The organism is Streptomyces sp. NPDC107765, from assembly GCF_055657085.1.
Genome location: NZ_JBVKBL010000018.1, coordinates 42,527 through 64,473 on the forward strand (window position 1 = coordinate 42,527; position 21,947 = coordinate 64,473).

The 21,947-nt window shown below is 68.3% G+C and carries 13 protein-coding genes and 4 pseudogenes; 2 read left to right on the top strand and 15 right to left on the bottom strand.

What is annotated here, in order from left to right:
- Window positions 1-173: 173 nt before the first annotated feature.
- The 12 genes and pseudogenes from ACZ7MX_RS33240 to ACZ7MX_RS33295 all read right to left on the bottom strand — a co-directional run bounded on the left by ACZ7MX_RS33240 (window position 174) and on the right by ACZ7MX_RS33295 (window position 16,557).
- Window positions 174-1,007 (bottom strand): AAA family ATPase, encoded by an 834-nt coding sequence (locus tag ACZ7MX_RS33240; RefSeq protein ID WP_472137585.1) that lies wholly within the window; start codon window positions 1,005-1,007, stop codon window positions 174-176.
- Complete coding sequence (locus ACZ7MX_RS33245) at window positions 1,004-2,518, bottom strand: Mu transposase C-terminal domain-containing protein (protein WP_472137587.1); 1,515 nt, start codon at window positions 2,516-2,518, stop codon at window positions 1,004-1,006. The genes ACZ7MX_RS33240 and ACZ7MX_RS33245 overlap by 4 nt, the downstream gene beginning before the upstream one ends.
- Before the next feature lie 108 nt (window positions 2,519-2,626).
- Window positions 2,627-3,271 (bottom strand): type I-E CRISPR-associated protein Cas6/Cse3/CasE, encoded by a 645-nt coding sequence (locus ACZ7MX_RS33250; protein WP_472137589.1) that lies wholly within the window; start codon window positions 3,269-3,271, stop codon window positions 2,627-2,629.
- Window positions 3,262-4,056 (bottom strand): type I-E CRISPR-associated protein Cas5/CasD, encoded by a 795-nt coding sequence (gene cas5e, locus ACZ7MX_RS33255; protein WP_472137591.1) that lies wholly within the window; start codon window positions 4,054-4,056, stop codon window positions 3,262-3,264. Before cas5e ends, ACZ7MX_RS33250 begins: the two co-directional genes overlap by 10 nt.
- Window positions 4,053-5,216 carry a type I-E CRISPR-associated protein Cas7/Cse4/CasC gene (cas7e, locus tag ACZ7MX_RS33260; protein WP_472137593.1) on the bottom strand — a complete coding sequence of 388 codons (1,164 nt, stop codon included), beginning with the start codon at window positions 5,214-5,216 and terminating at the stop codon, window positions 4,053-4,055. The genes cas5e and cas7e overlap by 4 nt, the downstream gene beginning before the upstream one ends.
- Before the next feature lie 4 nt (window positions 5,217-5,220).
- The gene (locus ACZ7MX_RS33265; RefSeq protein ID WP_472137595.1) at window positions 5,221-5,946 is read right to left on the bottom strand and encodes a hypothetical protein; all 726 of its coding nucleotides are present in this window, start codon (window positions 5,944-5,946) and stop codon (window positions 5,221-5,223) included.
- Window positions 5,946-7,532: a type I-E CRISPR-associated protein Cse1/CasA gene (gene casA / locus ACZ7MX_RS33270; protein ID WP_472137597.1), complete on the bottom strand. Its 1,587-nt coding sequence runs from the start codon at window positions 7,530-7,532 to the stop codon at window positions 5,946-5,948. Before casA ends, ACZ7MX_RS33265 begins: the two co-directional genes overlap by 1 nt.
- A gap of 520 nt (window positions 7,533-8,052) precedes the next feature.
- Complete coding sequence (locus tag ACZ7MX_RS33275; protein WP_472137599.1) at window positions 8,053-10,989, bottom strand: HD domain-containing protein; 2,937 nt, start codon at window positions 10,987-10,989, stop codon at window positions 8,053-8,055.
- Window positions 10,990-13,015: 2,026 nt separating this feature from the next.
- Window positions 13,016-13,843: pseudogene (locus ACZ7MX_RS33280) on the bottom strand (urease accessory protein UreD).
- A pseudogene (locus ACZ7MX_RS33285) lies at window positions 13,797-14,114 on the bottom strand (P-loop NTPase family protein); the annotation flags it as partial. The pseudogenes ACZ7MX_RS33285 and ACZ7MX_RS33280, both read right to left, overlap by 47 nt.
- A gap of 336 nt (window positions 14,115-14,450) precedes the next feature.
- Window positions 14,451-15,754, bottom strand: a pseudogene (locus ACZ7MX_RS33290) (salicylate synthase).
- On the bottom strand, window positions 15,751-16,557 hold the full coding sequence (locus ACZ7MX_RS33295) for a methyltransferase (protein WP_472137601.1): 807 nt from the start codon (window positions 16,555-16,557) through the stop codon (window positions 15,751-15,753). Before ACZ7MX_RS33295 ends, ACZ7MX_RS33290 begins: the two are co-directional and overlap by 4 nt.
- Before the next feature lie 277 nt (window positions 16,558-16,834).
- On the opposite strand from ACZ7MX_RS33295, the gene ACZ7MX_RS33300 reads away from it, so the two are divergent.
- Both ACZ7MX_RS33300 and ACZ7MX_RS33305 read left to right on the top strand, forming a co-directional pair.
- Window positions 16,835-17,161, top strand: a complete 327-nt coding sequence (locus ACZ7MX_RS33300) for a hypothetical protein (protein WP_472137603.1) — start codon at window positions 16,835-16,837, stop codon at window positions 17,159-17,161.
- Window positions 17,162-17,223: 62 nt separating this feature from the next.
- Window positions 17,224-18,080 (top strand): annotated as a pseudogene (locus ACZ7MX_RS33305) (immunity 49 family protein).
- Between the two features lie 232 nt (window positions 18,081-18,312).
- On the opposite strand, the gene fxsT reads toward ACZ7MX_RS33305, so the two are convergent.
- From fxsT to ACZ7MX_RS33320, 3 genes are all read right to left on the bottom strand, one after another.
- Complete coding sequence (gene fxsT / locus ACZ7MX_RS33310; protein ID WP_472137605.1) at window positions 18,313-20,589, bottom strand: FxSxx-COOH system tetratricopeptide repeat protein; 2,277 nt, start codon at window positions 20,587-20,589, stop codon at window positions 18,313-18,315.
- Window positions 20,590-20,854: 265 nt separating this feature from the next.
- Window positions 20,855-21,358, bottom strand: coding sequence for a hypothetical protein (locus ACZ7MX_RS33315; RefSeq protein WP_472137606.1), 504 nt, complete (start codon window positions 21,356-21,358; stop codon window positions 20,855-20,857).
- A gap of 265 nt (window positions 21,359-21,623) precedes the next feature.
- Window positions 21,624-21,947: tetratricopeptide repeat protein (locus tag ACZ7MX_RS33320; RefSeq protein WP_472137608.1), on the bottom strand; the 324-nt coding region annotated here is incomplete at its 5' end.

Here is a 21,947-nt window from a genome sequence, read left to right on the forward strand (position 1 = left end):
CACCCACAGCGTCCTGGCCCTGCGGGCTCTCCGGCTCTCTACCCGTGTCGGGGTTGAAGGTGCCGGTTCCTGGAGAGCCAGTCAACCAAGGATCACAGCCCGGCCAACGTCTCCGCAGTCGCTGCGGAGGCGTTGGTGGTGGCCACGGGTACTCCGAGAGCGGGCAGTCCGGTTCAGCCGTCAGGGCCGACTTGGCCGGGGAACCGGGTGGTGGGGTCGAGTTGGCTGAAGGCCCAGCGGACGAGGTCCTTGCTGAAGGTCAGGTTCGGATCGTCATCGAGAGCGTCTTGAAGGATGACAGTGAGATTGGCCCAGGTGCGGAAGCAGCCATGTCCCGCACAGTCGTCGATCCACAGCAACACTTCATCTTCGACGCCGTTCCACAGGCGGTGGTATCTGGGGATGACGGTGAGGATCTCGGCTGGTGTGAGGGGGCTGAACTGCTGCCAGCGGTGAACACGCGAGTGCAGGGCGTTGCGGTGCAGAATCTTCTGACGGGTGTTGCCGCTGCCGACGAGGACGATGGCCAGGCTCTTCGCCGATTTGCTGTTCCTGTCCCACAGGTCCCGCAGGTACTCAAGGGCTGTGGGCCCCAGGTGTTGTACTTCGTCCAGCAGGAGGAGGCTGAAGTTGGCGGCGAGTGCCTGCCTGATCTGTTCGTCGCAGATGTGGGTGGTGTTGACCGGGGCCGGACCGGGCAGGGCCAGGCCGTCCCACAGCGCTGCTCGGATCTGTGCCAGGTGAGGGGCTTGGGCGAACTGAAGCCAGACTGTGGCGTCGGGCGCGAGTTTGCGGCAGGCGGCGTTGACGGCGAATGTCTTGCCCAGGCCGACCTGTCCATGGATGCAGATCATGGCCTTGCGGGTGATGGCTTTACTGACCAGTGCCTCAGTGAGCAGGGCCGCGTCGGTTGCCACAGGAGCGGCCTGGTGAAGGCCGAGGAAGTGGTCATCGGTCTGTTCGGGGAGTCGGCCGGCGCGGAACGTCGCGCTGGGTGTGGTGTTCATTGGTTGTTTTCGTCGGAATGGTCGGAGCCAGCGGGGCGCGAGCGGGGAACGGCCCAGCCGTCTGTGGGCGCGGGAAGGGGCAGGAAGCTGGGCAGTGCTTGGGTGCTCAGGTGGGCGCCGCCCAGGTCGCGTAGTTGCTGGATGGCCTGGTCCTCGGTGATGGCGTCCAGCCGTTGTGTGGGGCCTTTGTTGACGGCCGCGTAGCGGGCTTTGCGGCTCTTCTCTGCTTTCTTCTGTCGTCTGCGCAGTTCGTCGGCTTGGCGTCGGCGGGCGCGGTCCAGTTCGCGGCGTACTGCTGGCGGAGCCTGGTTGGCCATGACGGCTGAGCCGAGGTACTGGCCGGTTGTTGGTTCATACAGTTCAACGTTGTGGTCGTGGTGGGGCATGTAGCGCAGGTGGACTTTCTCACCGACCTTGCCCACCATCCAGGGGGCGAAATAATCGCGTTTGCGCCAGCGGACGCCTTTGCTGGTGATGGTCAGCGGCTTTCCGAGGCGTTCCAGGGTGAAGGCGTGGATGTCCTTGGCGGTGATGGTTCTGATGGGGGTGGGGTCGGCGGCCCACGCCTGGGCGGGGGTCTTGCCGTCCAGGTCCTCGATGGCGTGCTCGGTGTTCCACTCTCGTACCCAGTTCAGAAGCTTGGCGACGAAGACCTCGAAGTGGAGGAGTTCGGGGTCGGGGTCGATGGGTTTGCCGCCGGGCAGGGTGGGGGCTTCGGTGTAGCCGGGCATGTCGGCGAAGAGTGTCTTCTTGACGGCACCGTTGATCGCTTCGACGGTGGGTTTCAGGTCGGGACGGCGGGGTGGCAGGACGATGAGTTCGGTGCCTAGCAGGTCCATTGCTTCGCCGACGGTCTTGCACAGGAAGTCTTTGCCGCCATCGACGCGTACCCGTTGGGGGCGGCCGCCGAACGGGCCGTGTTCGGAGGTGGTGAGCAGGGCATCGCGTAGGGCGACGAGGATGCTTTCGCGGCTGGGTGTCTGTGGGGTAATGGATAGGCCGCAGATGCCGTCGGTGGCGCAGTCGACGAACCATGTAATCCATGGTTTGCGGATGTGGCCGTCGATGATCACTTTGACGCTGGCTTCGACGTGGTCGGTCTCCCAGGCGTAGTTGCGGTGGTGGCGTTCACGTTTGCCGAAGACGTCGAAGCGTCGGCGGGCGGCTTCTCCTTTGCGCAGGCCTGCGAGTTGTCCGCGGTTGAGATGGCGGTGTACGGCGCGGTGGAAGGTGGCCCGGGCGGGCACCTTGGGCAGCTTGGGGTCGTTTTTGGCTTCTGCTTTCAGTTCCAGGTGGGCGCGGGTGACGTTGCCGTGCCAGCGCGCCACTACGTCCAGCATGTGCTCGGTGAGTTCGAAGCGCGGTCGGCCAGCCGGAGTGTAGGTACCGCCGTTGGCGCGGGCGTTGTCGATCCAGCGGCGCACGGTGCGGGGGGTGACGTCATGGGCACCAGCGACAGCGGCCATACGGCCGCTGGCGGGAGTGTGCTCGGCGGCGTCTTCCAACAGCAAACGTACAGCCAGGGCCCGCAGTTGGGTCGGGTCTGGAGGCGGAGGTGGTGGGGGCGGGTGCTTCATCAGTTCCTCGTGTTCTTCTGGGACTCGGCGGCGGGGCGGGAGTCAGGCGGGGGCGAGGGTGAGCAGGCCGGCGCCGTATGCCTTGCCCTTGCCGACGCCTTCGCGTAGTGCGGTGGCCAGCAGGTCGGGGTCGGCGATGGTGGCGGTGCCATCGAATTGGGTGAGTTTGTAGAAGGGGGCGGGCCGGTCGGGGCTAGGGAAGGGGCGGCGGAGGGCTTCGGTGGGCCCGGTCAGGTACAGGCCAGCGTTGGCGGCCTGTCGCTGCCACCATGCCTGTGCGTCCTGGCCTTGCAGGCTGGTGATCTTGCCTCGGGGGCGGCGGCCGGTGACCGGGTCGGGGGGCGCGCCGGTGGGGCGGTATGCGGTGGGAGCCGCGGTAATGCGGTAGCGGACCGGCAGTCCGGGGGTGAGGGCGGTCAGCATAGGAGTCAGGTCGCGGGTGTCGGTGGTGCCGTAGCCGCCGGGTAGGCCTTTTAGGTCCGGGGTACCGGCGGTCTGCACGAGCAGTACGGGGTCGAGGCCGGGCTCGAGGCGGAACAGCAGCCCGCCGTTCTTGCGAGGTGTGGGGCCGGCGGGGTGGGCAAGAAGCCGCATGAGGGTCTTGTGCATTCCCGGCCGGTTGGCAAGGTCATCGCGGGCTTGGCGGTGACTGCGGTTGACGATGATGCGGGTCAAGGTCATGGGCATGAGATGTCCTTGAGGATGTAGTCGGTGAGTGTCTTGATCGGCTGGGGCCCGGCGTACAGGGCGGTCGGCAGGCTTTCAGTGGTCTGCCACAACGGCCGCAGCAGGTGCGTGCGGGATTGGGCGGCGAAGTCGCTGGGCTGGCTGGGGCTTTCGCGGTGCGGGACGTCGCCGTGGGCCGGGGGGTGTTCGTGGACGAAGGTGACCGGGATGTGGGTGGCGTCTGGGTCGGGTGGGCGCTGAAGGCTCAGCGGTACCGCGGTGCGCAGTTGGGCCACCGGGTCGGGGATGTCGGTGTGGATGATCAGGGGTTCGTCGGGCAGGCAGTTGCGTCTGCCGAGGTAGGGAGAGAAGCGCGGCTGCGTCAGGGTGTCGGCGATGTGTTGCAGCAGTGGCGGGGGGCCTTGTACGGCGGCGGTGAAGACGGCTCCGGCCAGGTAGTCGCGGTAGGTGACCAGCGTCGATTTGTCCTGGCTGCGGTATTCGCCGGCGGCAGTGCGCAGGCCCGTCCCGTGCGGGCGTCCACCGCCGGCGGTCTGGAAGTCGCGGTGGGGGGTGCCGGGCCGGTCAATGCGGAGGGTGAAGACCAGGTCGTGGTGGCTGGGGGTGCCGGGCAGTTCCGGGTAGGGGTCCAGGGCTTGTTCTCGGGTGCGTCCCTGGGCTGCGGCGAACATGCCGATGAGCGCGGAGCAGGTGGGGAAGGCGGCGGTGTCGCGGTGAGGGAAGGCGGCTGTTTCTCCCCAGGACTGCAGCAGGCCGGCCAGGCGCAGTACCAGCCCACGGCTCATGCCATGTCCCCGGTGGGGCGGGGGGTGGGGTTCAGTGCGGCGGCCGCGCATGCTGTGGCCAGGTCCTCGAATCCCGGGTGGCAGGTGCCCAGGTGTTCGATGGGGTGGCCGGCGGCGGTGGCGTGGCCGTGCGCGATGCGGCGGCGGGTGCCGACCAGGCGGTCGATGGTGGCGGCGTAGTCGGCGAAGGTCTGTCGGGCGGGGGCGGTGTAGCCCTGCCCTCGGGCGGTCACGGGCTGTTCGAACGCCGCGCCGTAGGAGATCGGCCGCTGGTCGCGTACGACGTAGTGGACCAGGTCGGGTACGCAGTGAGGGGCGGTGGAGGTCTGCTTGCCCCGGGGCATCGCCATGGTGAACGTCCAGACGAACAGGTCGATCAGTTTCTGCGCGGCGGCGGTGTCGCCGTCGAGGTTGGTGATGAGTGCGGTGACGTTCACGGTGGTGAAGCGGTAGAACACCCCAGCGGTGAGGAACGCGGTCTCCAGGTGGGCGCTGCCGGCCTCGTTGGGGCGGGGCCAGTCCTCGACGGCGGTGAAGAAGTCCGGTTGCAGGCGGGCCTCGTGGACGGTGAACGCCGGTGCCATCTGCACGGCGCCGTCTACGTGTCCGGTGGGGATCTCGGCGAGCATCCGCCCGAACAGGTTGATGGTGGTGGTGCGGCGGGTCAGCTCGGTGGCGATCTGCTTGGTGGGCAGAACCGGCGGAGCTTGCTTGCCGGTTGCATGCTGGTCGGCCAGGGCCTGCTCAAGTTCGTCGCGGTGGTCGGCGCAGATCTGCAGCAGACGGCTGGTGACGTCGACGGGCAGGTAGAGCATGGCCTGGGTGCGGTGGCCTTGTTGCGGGTTGGTCTTCAATCCTCCGGTCTTGGCGCTCTGGGCGATCTGCGCGGCGGTGAAGGCCGCCAGATCGTCCGGCCAGCCCTGCTGGCGCAGGGTGTCGGCGAGGACCGGGGGGACCATGCGGGTCCGGGCGGCGCTCTCGCCGAGTTCTTCCTCCATTTCCAGGCGTACCGGGCGCTTCCAAGCTGCGGAGGAGACCAGTGCGCGTTCGGCGTCCCCCAGTTTGATCGTCTTGGGGTGTCCGCTTTCGCCGCGGTTTAAGTTGCTGGCAGTGACCGGCTGGAGGATGTGGAGGTCCAGGAATCGGGAGCCGGTGGTCATGTCTTTAGTCCTTGATGGGGTTGAGGGTGAGGTAGAAGGCATCCAGCCAGCGCGTGGCGACCTGGTCCGGGTCAAAGACGCGGGCCGCGAGGTCGTCGAGCAGGACGGCCCAGTCCCAGGCGAGTCCGGCGCGCAGCAGCCGGTCGGTCAGGGGTGGCAGCAGGTGCTGGTGCAGGTGGTCGTCGCCGACGCGGACGATGACGTGCAGGACGTCGTCCGTGCGGTCCTCGTTGAAGTCGGAGCGGCGCACCGCGCGTGCCAGGGTCACGCCGAGGTTGGCGCGTTTGCGCCAGGCTGCAATCGCATAGGGGTCTGGCATGAACTCCCCGGGTCCGGGGGCGTCCGGCGGGTTGAGCACAGGGTCGTCTGCGGCTGTGCGGGAGGGAATCGCAGAAGTGCTGCTGGGGTCGTCTGGGGGCAGGCGACGGGCAGCCGGGGAGGCGTGTGTTGCGGGTTCGTCGGCGGGTTGCCGCGGGGCGGGGGTGGGGCGGTTGCGCAGTGCTTCGAGCGGGTCTGCCAGGGCGATGAGGGAGGCGACGGTGTAGTGGGCGCGCCGCTGGCCATGGCCGGTGGTGCGCACGGTCAGGTACTTGTGCATCCGCAGGCATTCCTTGACCGGGCGACCACGGCCGTCCTGGAGATCTCTGCGCACGCCGGGGTCGGTGCACAGTTCGAGGACCTCGGCGGTGAAGTCCTGGTAGTGGCGGCGGCGTTCGGCGGCCGTGGGCATCAGCGGCGGTCCTCTTCCGGTCGGGTGCGTGGGGGTCGGTGGAGTTCGGCCACGGCGGCGGCAATCGCGCGGGCGGCATGTCGCAGGCGGACACGGTCGCCTGCGGTGGCGGTGCGCAGTGCCTGCTCCGCGGCGGTGGCGAACGCCCGCCGGGCGGAGAGGTCCGGTTGGTCGAGCAGGCGCCAGAATGCGTGCTCGGCCAGTGGCCAGTACGCCGCACGGGCAGGTGCTGCCCAGGGGGATGTGGGCTTCTTCTCGGGTCTGCCGCGGGTGCGGCCATCGGCGGGGCGGCCGGGGCCGTTGACGGTGTCCTTCCATGCTTGGCCGGCCAAGTAGGTCAGCCGCCCGGCATGGTGTTCTGCCGTCGCGACGCATTCGGCGATCCGCTCGGCGCATTCCGGGTCATGTTCCTGGGCCCAGGCCAGGATCGGCGGGGTGATCGCGGTGTACCAGCGGCGGTTGTTGACCTTGCCGTCCTGGTCGAAGCCGTGGACGCGGACCCGGAGGCTGGTGCGCACGTGCTCGGGCAGGTCGTTGAGGGTGTCGAAGATCTGCGGGCGGCGGAAGGCGCGGCGTTCGTCCGGAGCCAGCAGCAGTGCGTCCAGTTCCCGCCACCAGGCCTTGTCTGCGTCCGCTCGGCGCGGGTACCGGCGCTGTTCGGGTTTGGTGTTCCCTTTGGTGTGGATGACAAGGTAGGGGTCGGTGGCTGGGAGCAGTGGGCGTTCGGTGGCCCAGGTCAGGTACACGTCGCTGACGCAGGAGCCGTCGTGGCCGGGCACCAGCAGCAGCGCGTGCTGGGAGCGGCCGGTCAGGATCCGCCCAGGCCAGGTCATCGGAACAGGCGGGGCGTCCGGGGCGGGCGGGGCGGGGCCTTCCCACGGGCACAGATCGGTGCCGGTCTGTTCTCCGGTGAGTTTGGGGATCTGGGCCAGCAGCGTCTCGTACAGGGTGCGGCCCAGCGGGTGGAAGGAGACCGTCGAGCGCAGTGGGCCGCTCCGCCCGCCCAGGTGTCGGGGGGCGCGGCGGCCGACGGTGCGTGGTGTTCCGCCGCCGCTGGCACCGTAGTAGCGGTGGATGAGCAGGTGCTGCAGGGCCTGGGCGGTCGGTACGGGCGCCGGATCGAGGTCGTGGTGCGGGCTCAGCCAGGCGAGGTTGTTGCCGGCCGGGCGGCCGAAGACCAGTTTGTTGATGCCTGAGGTGGCTGTGCATTGGGATGCCAGCAGCGGGTCCTGCAGCCAGGGGCGCACTGGGTCGAACGCCTCAAAGCAGTGGGCTTTGTTGTCGAAATACGCGTTCACCGCTGTGGAGTTGAAGCCGTCGGGTGAGGACAGCAGCGTCCAGCGGCGGGCGTTCCACTGGTCGGCGGATAACGTCGGATCATCCAGGTCGGTGATGCGGGCGGTGATGGCAGCAGCGATGCGCAGCAGCCCTGACGCGGACGGCGCGATCGGCATCGCCAGGTCATCGATGGTGTGGGCGTGGAGAAACAATTCCCGCAGGCCCACCTGACGGTAGGTAGTACCGCGCCGGACATCGATCCAGGGATCGTCGGCGGCGCTGAAACGGGCGGGAGCACAGGGCGTCAAGGGATGTCTCCTTGGGGACAAGACACAGCACTGCCTGGGCCATGAACAGCAGTCCGGGGTACGGCAGGCCACGTAGAGGAAGGGAGGAAGGAGAGGGGACGTGCTACGCGTCGGCCTGCCAAGGACGGGTGACGGGAGGGAGGGGCTGACCACGTATCAGGGCAGGTGCGGCGCCCCGCGCCCTAACGTGCTGTCCGGCTCTGCGGGTTCGCTGCGCAGACCACTCGTTCATGCCGACGGCTGCGGATTGGGACTGGGACCGCCGCTCATGCTTGTGGCGTGACGGTTGTGTCCCTCTCCGAACCTGAGCTCTCTGAACACCCAGAGACAATCACACCGTAACCAACCGTGTCCAATGCGTGAGAAGGTGTGATTATCGGCATCTTCTGGACGGGTGTTCTGGCTCGTCCTGCCACCGTGATGCGGCAGATCCTGGACGAGCCGTGTACTGCCTTTTCTTGCATGTGTCCGCCCGACCCCGGCGCCGGCAGCTCGTCCTGCAGCACCGGCGTCGGGCGGGTCAGTTCACCCTTTCGTGAATCAGGCCCAGTTCGTCGTCCATGCGCAGGCGATGACGTCCATAGTGCTCGGTGTGCGCGGGGTCGCGGGCAGGGATGGGCAGTAGGACAAGGTCGGCAAGCAGCGGATGCTGGCCCCAGCCGGCGGGGGGACGGTGCTGCGGGCCGCGGCGGGCGATCCATGCGGCGGGCACGGGCACGGCGTGCTGCAGGATATGACGGACCAGGCGGGGGTTGAGGTACCTCTGGTCGGGCAGCGGCTGCGTACCCGCACGGTCCAGGGCCAGTTCGCCACCAGTCGTCAGGTAGCAGGGCAGCAGACGTCGCGGCAGCATGCCCAGGCGGGTGGCAGCCTGGCCGGCGGTCAGATACTGGCGATGCAGGTCAGCCAGGGCCGATACCCGGTCGTGCGGCGGGATCAGGTGCACGCCACTGAGATGTTCCTCGGCCATGGTGCGCTCCAGGTGCCCGGCCAGCAGCCGGCGCAGGTTCGCTGTCTCGTCGGCGAACGGGGAATGTTCGCCGTGGACCTGCTCGACTAGATCCTGCACGTCGCCGGGCAGGTTCAGCTGCAGGTCGTGATTCTTGGCCTGCAGGAGGGCCGCGGTGGTGTGCAGCAGGACTGCCGGCTCCACGGTGCGCCACTCAGCCGGCACTGCGGTGCCGCCAGCTGCACCGAGCGGCTGCAGGACCGTCAGGTGCGGCACGCGGCCGGGATTCCACCATGGCGGGCGGCGGCTGGTGTTCTGCCAGGAGTGGTAGAAGCGCGCGAGGCGTCCCGCACGCTGCAGCAGCCGGGCGATCGAGGCCAAATCACTGATCATCATGTCAACGTCGATATCCAGGCTGGTGTCCAGCATGCTCGTGGTCACCACGACCAGCCGGTCCGGGCGGGGCCCGGTCGGCCCCAGAGTCCTGCGCACCCAGCCGGTGCGCTGTTCGCGTACCCAGCCGGGGAACCGCGCGTGCAGCAGCATCAGCTCCCCCGGATCGCCGGTCCAGGACTGCTGCAGATACCGGTAGGTGTCCTGGCTGTCGGCGACGGTCGCGCACCCCACCATTGCGCATCCTCCCTCACGCGCCACTTGCCCGACCGTCCTACCGATAACGGCGAGCCGCTCGTCCGGTCGCACGGCCCGGTCCCCGTCGCCCAACCGCCGATAGGTCACCGGGCGCATGGTCACCCGCAGTGGACGGCTCTGGGCCTGGGAATGCCGGATACGGGCCGTGTTCTCCATCCGGTGGGCAGTGCCGGTGGCGGCATCAGCGAACAGCCATCCCGGAAAGGCCGGCGCGTAGTCCGCAGCCTCAAGCCGGCCAGGCTCATGTCCGGCGCCGGCCAGATATGCGGCCACCATGGCGTTGCTGGTGGAGGCGGGCATCGTCGCCGACAGCAGCACCACTGGTGTACGTAGACTCCCCAGCCAGCCCAGCAGCCGTAACAACTGCAGGTGGCTGTACGGAGTCAGGGCGTGGGCTTCGTCGACGACCACCGTCTTGCCCGACAGGGCCAGCAACCGCTGCACGTTGAACTGCACGGGCAGCACCGCCATCTGCGCCTGATCGACGGTGGCCGCACTGAACTGGGCCAGCAGCGCAGCGTCCTGGCCGCGCAAGAAGCCCTCCGGCGCGGTCACCCGCTCCCCCGCCTCGGTAGCCTCCCGCGCACCGCTGTCCGGTCCGACCGCACCGTCTTCGGCCGGTGCCGAGATGTCGGCCTGGTGGGTGCCGTCAGGCATCAGTGCCGTCAGGGCACCGGCAGGATGAGCTTGCGCACCGGCCGCCTCGGCGGTGAGCCGCGCATCGGTGTATGCGGCGTTCAGCCTGCTGTGGCTGTGGACCAGCGTGACTGGTGCACGCTCGGGCCGGTGGGCACGCACATACGCTTCCAGCATCTCCCACGCGGCATTGGTGGTCGCCGTGGTCGGCATCAACCAGGCCACACCGGCGGTGCCACACGCACCATTGCAGATCCGGCCGACCTCCAGGGCTCCGATACTCTTACCCGATCCCGTACCGTCGGCGATCACCGTGATGCCGACGCCGTACTCGCCTACCAGGCCGGGAATCTGCGCCATCAGCGAGGCCTGCAGAACGTTGGGTTCCGTCAAGTGCGGGTGCGCGGTGGCGAACGGCACCGGCTCCAGGTCGACACGCTCCAACTCCGCCTCACCGACCACGTCGACCGCCCGAGTGCGGGCACCCGCGAAGTGCTCGGCCGCACCGAACGCCGGCATGTGCGCTGCCTCCAGCCAGTGCCCGCGCTGCCCGGACAGTCGACCCGCCAGCATCCCCACACCGGCCATCAAAACCGCAGCCTGCACCGAAACACGCTCCGGAACCGTCACCGCACCGGTCAGATACCGCACCAGCGCCGCGTAGCGGGCCCTCAACTCCCGCCAAGCCGGACCGCCCGCCGTAGCCGCGACCCTCCGCACGGCAGCGCCACCGCCCACATCGACCTGCAGGAAGCGGCCCCCCATGCCGCCGACCACCTGCGCGCAACGTACCGCCGGGCTGCTGTTGCCGCCGACGGCGAAGCCAAACGCGCCCAGTTCACCGAACGCCACGTGCATCGAGGACCGGTCCACCTCCACCGGTACCGGCGAGATACGGCCCGCCCCGGCCACCAGATCCTCGCCCAGCCGCTCCCATGCGCCACGCTCACGCCGCTGGAAACCCGGTACGAGCTTGCCCAGGTCCCTCAAGCCCGCCAGCAACGCCGCCAGCGACCGCGCCTGCTCCATACCCACACCCAGACCCTCGGCGATCACCGCACGCTGCGAAGAGCTTAAGAACCGGTCCCACAGCACCGCCGCAACCGCCGCGTCGTCGAGCATCCGGAACAGCAGCGGATACGACGTCCAAGTCGCTGCATCAAACTCCGCCCACACCCCCAGGTCGATACCGGCGAACCGGGCATCCTCAACCACTCCCACCCGTAACCCCCTTCAAGCCCAGCAACACTCAACTCTCATAACAGCCAGCACACTAGGGATGACCGTAGGTCACTGATGCGCCAGCGCGCCCCGCCCCGCGCCCGCAGGGATGAGTCGCCCAGCAGAGCAGCGAGCTGAGGGATCCGGGGCTCCGCCCCGTACACACGGGGACGACTCTCAGGCGTAGGCAAGTGCCATCGAATGCCGTCCCCGGCGGCATCCCGTACCGGCCACGACGCCGATCCCCCGGACGCCGGGGCCAATCCGTTGCCGCATTGGTCCCACCCGCTATGCCCAAACTCAACCGCGCAAACCGCCGTCTTGAGGACAGACAAAAACTGCAGTGGGCTCTGATAACATCCCAGCTCAGCAAGTCTCCGCCCCGCACGCGCAGGGATGACACGATCCCCCAGTGGCCGACGGCGAGGACATGGGTCTCCGCCCCGCACGCGCAGGGATGACACGCCGCCATCGCAGAGGCACAACGCCGTTCCACGCTCCGCACCGCACGCGCAGGGATGACACGTAGCTGTCGACGGCTGCCCGGTCGGCCGCCGGCTCCGCCCCGCACGCGCAGGGATGACACGCCAGGCCGGCCAGTGCGGCTGACCTTTCGGTTCTCCGCCCGCACGCGCAGGGATGACACCACCGGCGCCCGCTACGACGCGCACCTCCACGTCACCGCCCCGCACGCGCAGGGATGACACTACGTCCTGGAGCCGCTTTCGTGGTTGTTGATGCTCCCCCCCCGCACGCGCAGGGACGACTCTCACGCACGCAGGCGTCATCGGGCGTCGCCCGCAATCCCGTCCCGATGAGCCAAACACCTTCCCCGATGCAGGGCTATTCGCTGCTGCACCAACATCACCCGCCACGCCCAACGCAGACAGACTGAGACGACTATGTGGCTCTGATAACGTCCCAGCTCAAAAAGCGTCGACCCCGCACAAGCAGGGATGACCCGGGCTACCTGGGCTCGGTGAAGGTTCTGGGCGACTCGACCCCGCACACGCAGGGATGACTCGCAATTCTTGATCGAGGTTGACGACGCAACGTACCTCACCCCGCACACGCAGGGACGACGCGGGCCATCAGTGCCTCAGCAGGGCGACGAGGTCGCTCCACCCTGCACACGCAGGGACGACTACCAACAATGGGAATCCAGCCCCATGCAACTCACCCCACCCCAGAAGAACCTGCAGGTCAGCGAGTCTCGCTATTGGGATTCTCATTTCAATGTCCTGCGATTTCCCATATGACGTCACATCAGTTTCGCGCCGACTGCCGTCCTTGTTTCTGCCGAGGATCTGCAAATGAGCACGTGAAAAGGGCTACGGCAACAGGGAAGCACAGGACATCAGAATGAGAGTTTCACCGGACACCGAAGTGAGACTCAGCACCGTATGCGGCCGTGTACACGCTGAGGGACGGGTTGGAGCGTTCTGCCATCACAGGCGCCGTTGCCTTTCACGGCGCGCAGCTCCTCAACCGCAGCCACGTTCCCAGTGCGCAGTAGAGTCGAACAGGTGGACCGTAACGACGCTCTTGACGCGCCAGGCACTCCCGATCCGGAAATGGCGATCCTAACTGCCGTACAGGCAGTACGACTTCGAGCACTGGCCGACCCCTACATCGAAGACGGTCACCACTCCTCCCTGCACAACTTGGCTCACCTTTGCCGCCGAGCGCCTGAGGACCGCTGGCCCGAGCTCGTGGAGTCCCACTTCGCCAATTTGCGGCAGGCCAGTCGCGGCGACGAAAACGCTGCGGAGCTGCTGAGCGGTGTGCATGCGCGGCTGCTGCCCGTCGAGTCCCTCACCACGGAACTGGCTGGCGCTGAGCTACGCGCGCCTGGTGGCCGACGGGCTCGTCTTCGCCTACGCCCTTGACGGGCCCACCGCCATGCGGATCCTCACCGACATCGACGTGACCGGTGGCGCGCTGCCGGCATCACCGGCCGGCGGTCCCGGAGGCTCATGTGTCGGGGCTTCGGGGCCCGTGGTTGTCAAGCCTGTTTCAGCGCGCCTCACCCCCTTGTGACGGGTTGGCGGTAGGTGTTCTGTGCCGTGTCGAGGAGGCGGCGCAGGCGGAGGCCGTCGGGGGCGACATCAGGGATGAGGGCAGCCGGGCCGGCGAGCGGCGTCAGCACGGCCTGGCCGTCTTCGGGGCGCTGCCGAGAAGCTACGCTTCAGGGGCGTTTTCCTGGAAGGCCGGGTCAACGACCAGGAGTTGTCCGATTGCGCGGTTGCCGGCGAGGACGGCTGGGCCGCCCCAGCCGGGTTCGTCCGGTCCGTATGCGGCCTGTTGGTCCAGCAGGGTGTGCTCACCGCGGCGGACGGTGAGCCGGGTGGTCACATGGCCGGGTGGTTCGCCGGTACGGCCGAGGATCTGTTCCTCGCGAAGTACGAGCCGTGCGGTGGGGGCGAGGTCGATGGTCCAGGTCTGGCGCAGGTCGCTGCCTGCCGCGCAGATCAGCGGTTCGGGGAGCCAGTGATGCTGGGCGTGCTCTCCCACGGTCAGGTGCACGTCGTCGGTGGAGCGCTCGGGGGTCGGGCCGCGTAGGGCGAGGGTCGCGGCGCAGGAGGTGATGTGGAGCGCTGCGCCTTCTTGGGCGGTGGATTCGATACCTAGCCGGTCGCTGCCGAGGGGGCGGTCATGGCGCCGGCGATGCACACCCGGGCCTGAGCCCCGTGCGAGCGCAGGCGGCGCGTTCGAAGGGGCCGTCGCCGTCGAGGACCGGCAGGGTGGTGCCGCCCCTGTCGGTGGCCAGGATGCGGGCGGTGGCGCGCACCCCGACGGCAGTCCGGTCAGGGGCGGATGCGGTCTTCGGGTGGGTGGGGGTGGTGAGGGTCATGCGGGCCCGCGCTCCAGTCGGTGAGGCGTTGGCGGATCCAGTCGGCGCTCGGCTTGATCCCGTCCTCGGTGGTGAGAGCGCTGAAGGCGACGGGGAGTTCGACGCGCTGAATCTTGGCGTTGCGGGCCATGCCTTCCAGGTCGGAGCCGACGTACGGGGCGAGGTCGGTCTTGTTGATCACCAGGAGTCCGAGGTGGTCACGCCGGGGCCCCTTGCGGGGGATGTCGTCGCCACCGGCGACGTCGATGACGAAGATCTGGAAGTCGACCAGGCGGGGCGGCCCGGTCGGCTCCGGGCTCACCCACGTCGCTCTGCCTGCGCCTGCCCATCAGCCCTGACGGGCATGTCAGGAGAAGGCGGCGGCAAAGCGGGCGAGGGAGGCCCTGCCGGCTTTCGTTGCTCCGGCGGCCCGCGTCCCAGCGCAGGCACAAGGACGTACGCCCCACTCCGGATCGGCTGTCCTATGGGCGGTTGAGGCAGGTTAGGGGCCACTGCGTTGTCTTCTCGACGACTCCTACAAGGGGCCCCTGACTAGCCATCAGCTTGATGCAGCCTCACCACAGCCTCACCCGGCAAGACACATCAACGCACCTCTGAACGGCCGTCGTCAGACACCCTCTGACGGCGCCCCAGCGGGGACCAGGTGGTGGGCGACGCTGCGCAATTTCTCGCAGGTCTCCTCGTGTTCGCGTTCGGGCCGCGACTGGCTTACGACGCCGGCTCCGGCCTGGAGCCAGCAACGGCCTTCGCGTTGGAAAATGCTGCGCAGGACGAGGGCGGCGTCGAGGGCGCCGGTTGCGTCGCAGGTGAGGACGGCGCCCGCGTACAGGCCGCGGGGACTGCCTTCGAGTGAACGGATGAGGGGGTAGGCCGCGGCCTTGGGGATGCCGGTGGCGGTGACCGCGGGGAAGAGGGCGGCGAAGGCATCCCAGGGGCCGCAACCGGCACGGAGTCGGCCGGTGAGGGCGGAGGCCAGGTGCTGGACGGTGCCGCGCTGCTGGACCGTCATGTACTCGCTGACGAGGCGTCGCAAACGGCGGCGAGGTCTTCCAGGGCGAGTTTGACGGAGATGGCGTGCTCGTGGACTTCCTTGGGGTCGCTGAGCAAGTCGGTGCGCAGGCGGGCGTCTTCGAGGGCGGAACCAGTACGAGCTCGGGTGCCGGCCAAGGGGCGGGTGGTGACCGTACCGTCCGGGGCGACCTCGGCCACGGTCTCCGGGCTGAAGCCGGTTGCCTGGATCCCTCCGAGGTTGAGGAGGAAGGAACGGGCAGGGGTGTTCGCCCGCCGCCCGGCGACGTAGGTGGCAGTCAGGTCCACTGCCGCCGGCACGGGAACCTGCCGGGAGAGGATCACCTTTTCCAGCGCGCCGTCCCGCTGGAGTTCCGCGACGGCGGCGGCGACCGCCGCCCGGTACGTTCCGGTGTCCTCCTCCAGGAGAAGCGGGATTCGATCGGCCGGCTCTGCGCCGGTGTCGCCGGACGCCTGCACCAGCTGGATCAGCAGGTCCAACCGCGCCGGGTCCGCCGACCGCGCCGGGTCCGCCGACCGCACCAGCACGCCATCCGCGCCGGCGCGTATCTCGTCCGCTGGCACGATCAGGTGCAGCAGCGTGTCCACCCCGCCCGGAGCAGTGCCGGCGAGTACGGGCCCCAGCTCGAATGCCGCCCAGCCGTAGGCACGCCAGTCCGCCACCGGCGCCTGGGCGAGCCGCTCTCCGACCCGGCTCAGGTCCGCGGCTTCGTGCCCGGCCAGCCGGACGGACGTCAGAACGCCGCCGGCCAGGGACCATTCGCTGCCGCTCTCGTACACCACGTACGCGTCGAACAAGCCGCTGCGGACCAGCCGGGCCATGAGGAGTAACGGTTCCTCAACCAGGGGCAGTCGGGCTTCGTGGTAGGCAATAAGGGTCATCGCGGGTGCCCCGGGAGCGGGCGGCGGCCACGGACGCTGAGCAGCGGATAGGAGTTCACGATGAATGCGGGGTCCTGGAGCAGGGCCCGGAACCGGTCCAGATCACCGTTCGAGATCCCGGCCGCAGCCAGGCCGTCGGCCACCTGGTCGGTGTTGTGCCGGTGCAGGGCGATCCCCGCGCTCCCGCCCGGCCACGCCTCGGCATAGGTGGTCGCTGCGAGGCGGGTGAGGCCGGCCCGTGCCATCGCCCCGGTCATCCGGCGCGCGAAGAGTGGATCGCCCCCGGCCTCCTTAAGCAGTCTCATCAGTGCCGAGTGCACCCGGTCGAACAGGGCCGCCGCCGTCTCATCGGGCGCGGCCAGCACAGGCGTCCAGCCGCAGTCGAACTCCTCCAACACCAACCAGCCGCCTGGCCGGAGGACTTCCACGAGCCGCTCCAGCACGTGCAGCCGCTCGGGCAGGTGCTGGAGCACCAGCCGGGCGTGCACCAGGTCGTAGTCGCCCCCGGGTAACGGGTCACGGATGATGTCGTGCCGCACCAGCCGCACCTGCGCTGCGCGCTCCCGCCCGGCTGCCCAGCGCGGCTCGATGTCGGTGACCGTGACCTCACCGCCCGGGCCCACCCGCTCACCCAGCCAGTCGCCCAGCGAGCCGCTTCCGCCGCCGACCTCCAGACATCTCCAGCCTTCGGCAAGCCCCGTCAGCTCCAACTGGCGTTGCGATACGTCGTCATAGCATCTCTCCAGAACCGAGAAGCGGCCCCCTGTCTGGGCGCCAGAATTGTCGAACAGATACCGGGACACGAGGGCCTCCGTGGTGTGAGGAGGTAGGCAATGTCCTCCCATGGTCGCGGAGAGTATGACATTCAGAACAGGGTGCAATATGGTGTTCTGAGATAACTGGGCTCACGCACCTCGCCCGGCTCCTTCAACAGCTCGACTCGCCCTAACGCTGCTGGCCCTCCTACGAGAACCTCGCGACCGTGCTCAGGCAGGTCACCGAGCACCTCGCCAGCGAAGTCGCCAGGTGAGAAACCGCGCCGGTTCGGAGGACCTGGGGCAGGCGGCATACGCGAACTTGATGGCCGTGCCCGTCGAGCACGAGGAAGTTGCCATCGAGGGGCGTGCGCTGCTGCACTTGGTCTACGGCGACTCTCCGTTCGTGGCGAGCAAGGCACTTTTCCTGTCCGAGCTGGCCCGGCAGGTGACCGGCAAGCCGCTGCCGAAGGCCGGGGCTCTTGTGGTTGTGCCGACCCTGCACCTGATGGCGTACCACCCCATCGTCGATGGGTACGTGGCCAATGCCATCAATGATCTTGCTGCCTATGCCTCGGTGCGTACGAGGACGGCCCGGGTGCGCTGTCGCCACGGGTCTATTGGTGGCACCAGGGCTGCCTCAAGGCGCTGACGGTGATCGACCACGCCACCCGTACCTTCTCCCTGCGTCCGCCGCCGGAACTACTCGGCCTGATGAAGGGCCTGGTACGCCTCGACCAGGCCGGACGACTCGCCAGCCGTGCCACTGCCAAGGCGCCGGACATCGGTGAGCTCACACACTCCGCCGCCGAGTCGATCAGCCGCCTCGCCCAGGACCCGACAGGCCTGAGCGGTGCCTTTGCCGCAGCTCTCCAACTCTCCCAAGCCCACTGCGCCGCTGACCCCCAGGTAGCCCGTATCGACACGTGGAATGCGTGGGCGACCGCCACGCAGCTGGGATCGGCACTGTTCACCGGCGCGCAGCCGCAGCAGTGTCGTCTGGGCGAAGACCTCGTGCCGCAGTTGCCCGCCATCGCCACCGAACCACCGGCTGACGCGCGCGCGTGGCTAGACGCCTTCTACCTCTCGATAGTCTGCCGTCAGCAGGACCGGGCGGACCGGTTGTGCCGGACACCGCTGGAGGTCCTGCGTCGAGACGACTCCGTCGACGAGTACGTCCTGCACTGGATCGACACGCTACAGACCTACTGGTCCAAGCGCTCCATGGACGAGGTCGTGGACAAGCTGCTCGCCACCATGGAGACGTCCGCGCCTGACGTCGTCGCTCGCGCGCCGAAAGACGTCGTGGACCTGATCGACTACCAGCCAGCGGACCTCTTCCACCGCCTGATCACCCGCGACACGAGCGCTTCGCCGAGGCCCTGAATCGATCTCTGGAGCACCACGGCTGCTACTGGGGCGATTCAGCAGCGCCGCGTTCCCAGGTGGCGCTCGGACCGCTGGCGATGACGTGTTTGGCCTACGACGCCGGCTTCCCCATCGATCCGCACCAGCCGTACTTGCCTACGTATCTGCTCAACCGCGAACGTATCGAGGCGTTTCCCGGCTGAGTCCAGTCGGCTGCTCCATCGGAGAGAAGGCCAGACGCGAAGAAGAGCGTCTGAACGACCTCCTGAAGCTCCTCGCGCAGCAGAGAGGTTCACCTGTCGGCGTACGACCGAATGTGCACAGGCCGGTACAGGCTTACGTGCTCAGGCCGAGGCCGATGAGGGTTCGAAATTGCCTCAGGGCGGTCCTTGGTGAGCGAACCATTGGGGCGACCCGGAGTGGGTCAAGTCGTCTCTATGCCCCGTCACGGCGACGAGCTTTGGCGCACGTGAGGTTCTCTCGAACGGTCCGAGTGAGCGGATGGTCCTTACCCAGCAGCTGCTCGCAGCCTGTGAGTGTCTGCTCGTACAGGGGTATGGCGCGGTCTACGTCCCCCGCGCTCTGGTAGGCCAGCGCCAGGTTGTTGCGAGAGTCGAGTGTGTCCGGGTGGTCTTCGCCCAGCACCCGCACCCGGTCCGTGAGGGTCCGTTCGTACAGGGGGATGGCTCGGACCAAGTCTTCGGCCCACTCATAGGCCGTCGCGAGATTGTTGCGGGAAGCCAGTGTGTCGGGGTGGTCGTTGCCCAGCACCCGCACCCGGTCGGTAACGGCCTGTTCGAACAGGGGAATGGCGCGGACCAAGTCCTTCGCCGATAGGTAGGCGGCGGCGAGATTGTTGCGGGTGGCCAGTGTGTCGGGGTGGTCTTCGCCCAGCACCCGCACCCGGTCGGTGAGCGTCTGCTCCAACATGGGGATGCCGCGGGTGTTAGGTCCCGCCCACCAGCCATAGGCGCAGGCGAGGTTGCTGCGGGAGGCCAGTGTGTCGGGGTGGTCTTCGCCCAGCACCCGCACCCGGTCGGTGAGCGTCTGTTCCAACATGGCGATACCGCGGGCCAGGTCTCCCGCCTTGAGGTAGGCGTCGGCGAGGTTGTTGCGGGAACCCAGGGTTTCGGGGTGGTCGTTGCCCAGCACCCGCTCGCTTTCGGTGAGTGTCTGCTCGTACAGGGGGATGGCGTGGGCCAGGTCCCCAGCCGACCTGTAGGCGAGAGCAAGGTGGTTGCAGAAGGCCAGGGTGTCGGGGTGGTCGTTGCCCAGCACCCGCTCGCTTTCGGTGAGTGTCTGCTCGAGCAGGGGAATGGCGTGGGCCAGGTCCCCAGCCGACCTGTAGGCGCTGGCGAGGCTGTTGCAGCACCTAAGGGTGTAGGGGTGGTCCTCGCCCAGCACCTGCCTGTAGGTGGTGAGGGCACGTTGGAGAAGTCTGATCGCGCGGGTCAGAGAACCTTGTTCGTCGAGGAATCTCCCGCCTGCGAGGAAGATGTTGGCGATGGTAACCGTATCGGTGTCTGCGGTGGTGTGGTCGGCGAGGGCCTCGATGTGGGGAGTCAGGGCGCGCCAGGCTGGCCAGGTGGCGGGGTCATCCGTGGCTGCGGGCCGGGCATTGTTCAGGTTGGTAGTGGCATGTTCGCGGGCATGGTCGATGTGGTGGGGAGTGCGGTGGGGGTCGTGGGGGTCGGGGGTGCGGGCTAGTGCCTGGACGAGCCGGTGGACGGCGAGCGTGCCGGTCGAGGCGTCGGGGGTGATCATGTTGTAGGCGGTGAGCAGGCCGATTGCCTGGTTCAGTGCGGGTGGGTCGGTGGAGCCGTCTGCAAGGGTGGTGGGAATGTTTTCGGGGGCGTACCAGGCCATAGTGCGCAGGAGGTCGGCGGCTGCGGGCTGGCGGATCGCGATCTGGTCCAGGGTGATGTCCCAGATCCGGGCGATGGTGCGCTCGGCCTGGGTGGCGGCCCCGCCCTGGCCGAACATCGCTGCCGGGTGCTGGGTAAGCAGGTGGAGGTAGTCGCGGGGGGTGGCCAGTGGGTTCTGAGCCAGGTAGGCAGCCGCCTGTTCGATCGCTAGGGGCAGGTGGCCCAGTTCGGCGCACAGGTCGGCGGTCCCGTCCAGGTCGCGATGGCCGGCTGTGGTGGTGATGCGGGTGAGCAGGGCGAGGGACTCGGCCTCGTCCATGACGTCGAGGTGAACCAGTGTGGTGGCGTCGCTCCAGGCGGTGGCGAGCCGGCTGGTGATCAGGAACCGGCCACTGGGGGCGCGTGCGATCAGGGCGGAGATGTCGGCGGGATCGTTGACGTTGTCCAGGACGAGCAGCCAGCCGGTGTGGCTGGCCAGCCATTGCATCCCCCACTCAGCGAGTGCCTCGACCGGCAGCGCCTTGGCCAGGGCCGGCTGCAGGGCAGTAGCGAGGCTGGCCAGGCCCTGCTGAACGCCGCCGTCGCTGTCGGCGGTGATCCAGCGCACAGGTGTACAGCCGTCGGGGCGGGTAGCGGCCCAGTGGGCGGCCAGGGCGCTCTTGCCGACTCCGCCCAGCCCGTGCACCACCTGCACCAGTGCCGTACCGGCGGTGCGCGGGGCGGCGTCGAGGCGGTTGAGGTCGCGGGAGCGGCCGATGAAGTGCCCCGGCCGGTGCGGCAGGTTGTCCAGCCCCGCGGGGGCGTCCACCTCGGCAGGAGGTCGCATCGCCTCGGACGGAAGGTGCACGGTGGGACTGAAGATGCCGGTGACGGCGATCCCACCGTGGGTGGCAGTCGCGTTCCCGCTCTGGATCACAACCTGCCCAGTGCCCCGGGCTCCGAGTTCCGCAGTCGACACGTCGTCGCGCGGAGCCCATCGTGCGAAACGGTCCCTGCCATCCTCCGCCTGCGCAGGCGCGGCGGCGGCCTCACCGGAACCTCGCTTGCCCCTCAGCCATCGGACCACATCGGCTCCTTGGCTCGCCTCAATCAGTTGCGGTGGTGCGGGGCAGTCATTCGTTGACGATGCCGCTGACGGCGCCCGAACCGGTCCCTTCGGCTTCCGCGTCCCCTGTGTTCACCACCGTCGCGGCGCGGGTCTGGCTGCTGCTCGTGCGTTTGACACCGGTGACCGCGCTGCCACCCTCGCGGGCGACGGCCTTCCCTGTGCCGATGGCTACATCACCGGTTGAAGCGGCAACGAACGACAGCAGCTCCCGCAGTTGCTCAGCCGCCCATTCCTGCCCGGGGGCGTCAAGGCTTTCCAGCAGCGCCTCGAAGCGTCCCTGCCACACTCCTTCCTGCCGCAGACGTTCGCTACCGATGTCATTCGCGCTGCTCAGGACCTCGGCAGTGTGGTCCAGACGCTCAAGCTCATCGTCCGCCCGCGCGGCGTCGCCGCGCGCGAAAAGATCCCCAACCCGTCTCCGCAGGCCGTTCCACGCATCCGTCCCTGCGGCCTGGACCACTGCAGTACCACCAGACAGTGCCAGCGCCGTCAACGCCTCGACCAGCATCCGATCGCCACCCTCTGTAGATGAGCCAGCTCCGTTGTGCCGCATAGGGCAGTGGTGCACGTTCCTCGGCCCACACGTCCAGCCAAGCTCGCACCCTCCGACACTGCAAGGCGCGCCATGCTGTGCATGTAGCCGCGTACCAAGCTGGGCAGCCGAATGTGCATAGCCCGGTACAGGTTTACCTGCTCAGGACAATGAGGATTCAGAGGTGTCGCAGGCCGGCCTTGGGGGTGTGCACCGTGCGAAGGGACCGGACCGAAGTAGGTCACGTCGGCCAGGTGCCGCCATCGCGTTTGGCCATGGCGTAAGTGAGATTGTCTCGGACGGTCCTACTGAGCGGGTGGTCTTCGCCCAGCACCCGCTCCATGTCTGTGAGGGTTTGTTCGTATAGGGGGATGGCGCGGTCCAGGTCCCCCGCCGCCCGGTAGGCGAAGGCGAGGTTGTTATGGGAAATCAGGGTGTCGGGGTGGTCGTTGCCCAGCACCCGAACCCGGTCGCTGAGGGCTTGTTCGTATAGGGGAATGGCGCGGTCCAGGTCCCCCGCATCCTGGTAGGCGGAGGCGAGGCTGTTGCGGGAGGTCAGGGTGTT

What these genes read in the sequence shown, in the direction of transcription:
- ACZ7MX_RS33240 (WP_472137585.1), bottom strand. Translation starts at nt 1,007, where the DNA reads ATGAACACCACACCCAGCGCGACGTTCCGCGCCGGCCGACTCCCCGAA.
- ACZ7MX_RS33250 (WP_472137589.1), bottom strand. Translation starts at nt 3,271, where the DNA reads ATGCCCATGACCTTGACCCGCATCATCGTCAACCGCAGTCACCGCCAA.
- cas5e (WP_472137591.1), bottom strand. Translation starts at nt 4,056, where the DNA reads ATGAGCCGTGGGCTGGTACTGCGCCTGGCCGGCCTGCTGCAGTCCTGG.
- cas7e (WP_472137593.1), bottom strand. Translation starts at nt 5,216, where the DNA reads ATGACCACCGGCTCCCGATTCCTGGACCTCCACATCCTCCAGCCGGTC.
- ACZ7MX_RS33265 (WP_472137595.1), bottom strand. Translation starts at nt 5,946, where the DNA reads ATGCCCACGGCCGCCGAACGCCGCCGCCACTACCAGGACTTCACCGCC.
- ACZ7MX_RS33300 (WP_472137603.1), top strand. Translation starts at nt 16,835, where the DNA reads ATGGCCGTGCCCGTCGAGCACGAGGAAGTTGCCATCGAGGGGCGTGCG.
- ACZ7MX_RS33315 (WP_472137606.1), bottom strand. Translation starts at nt 21,358, where the DNA reads ATGCTGGTCGAGGCGTTGACGGCGCTGGCACTGTCTGGTGGTACTGCA.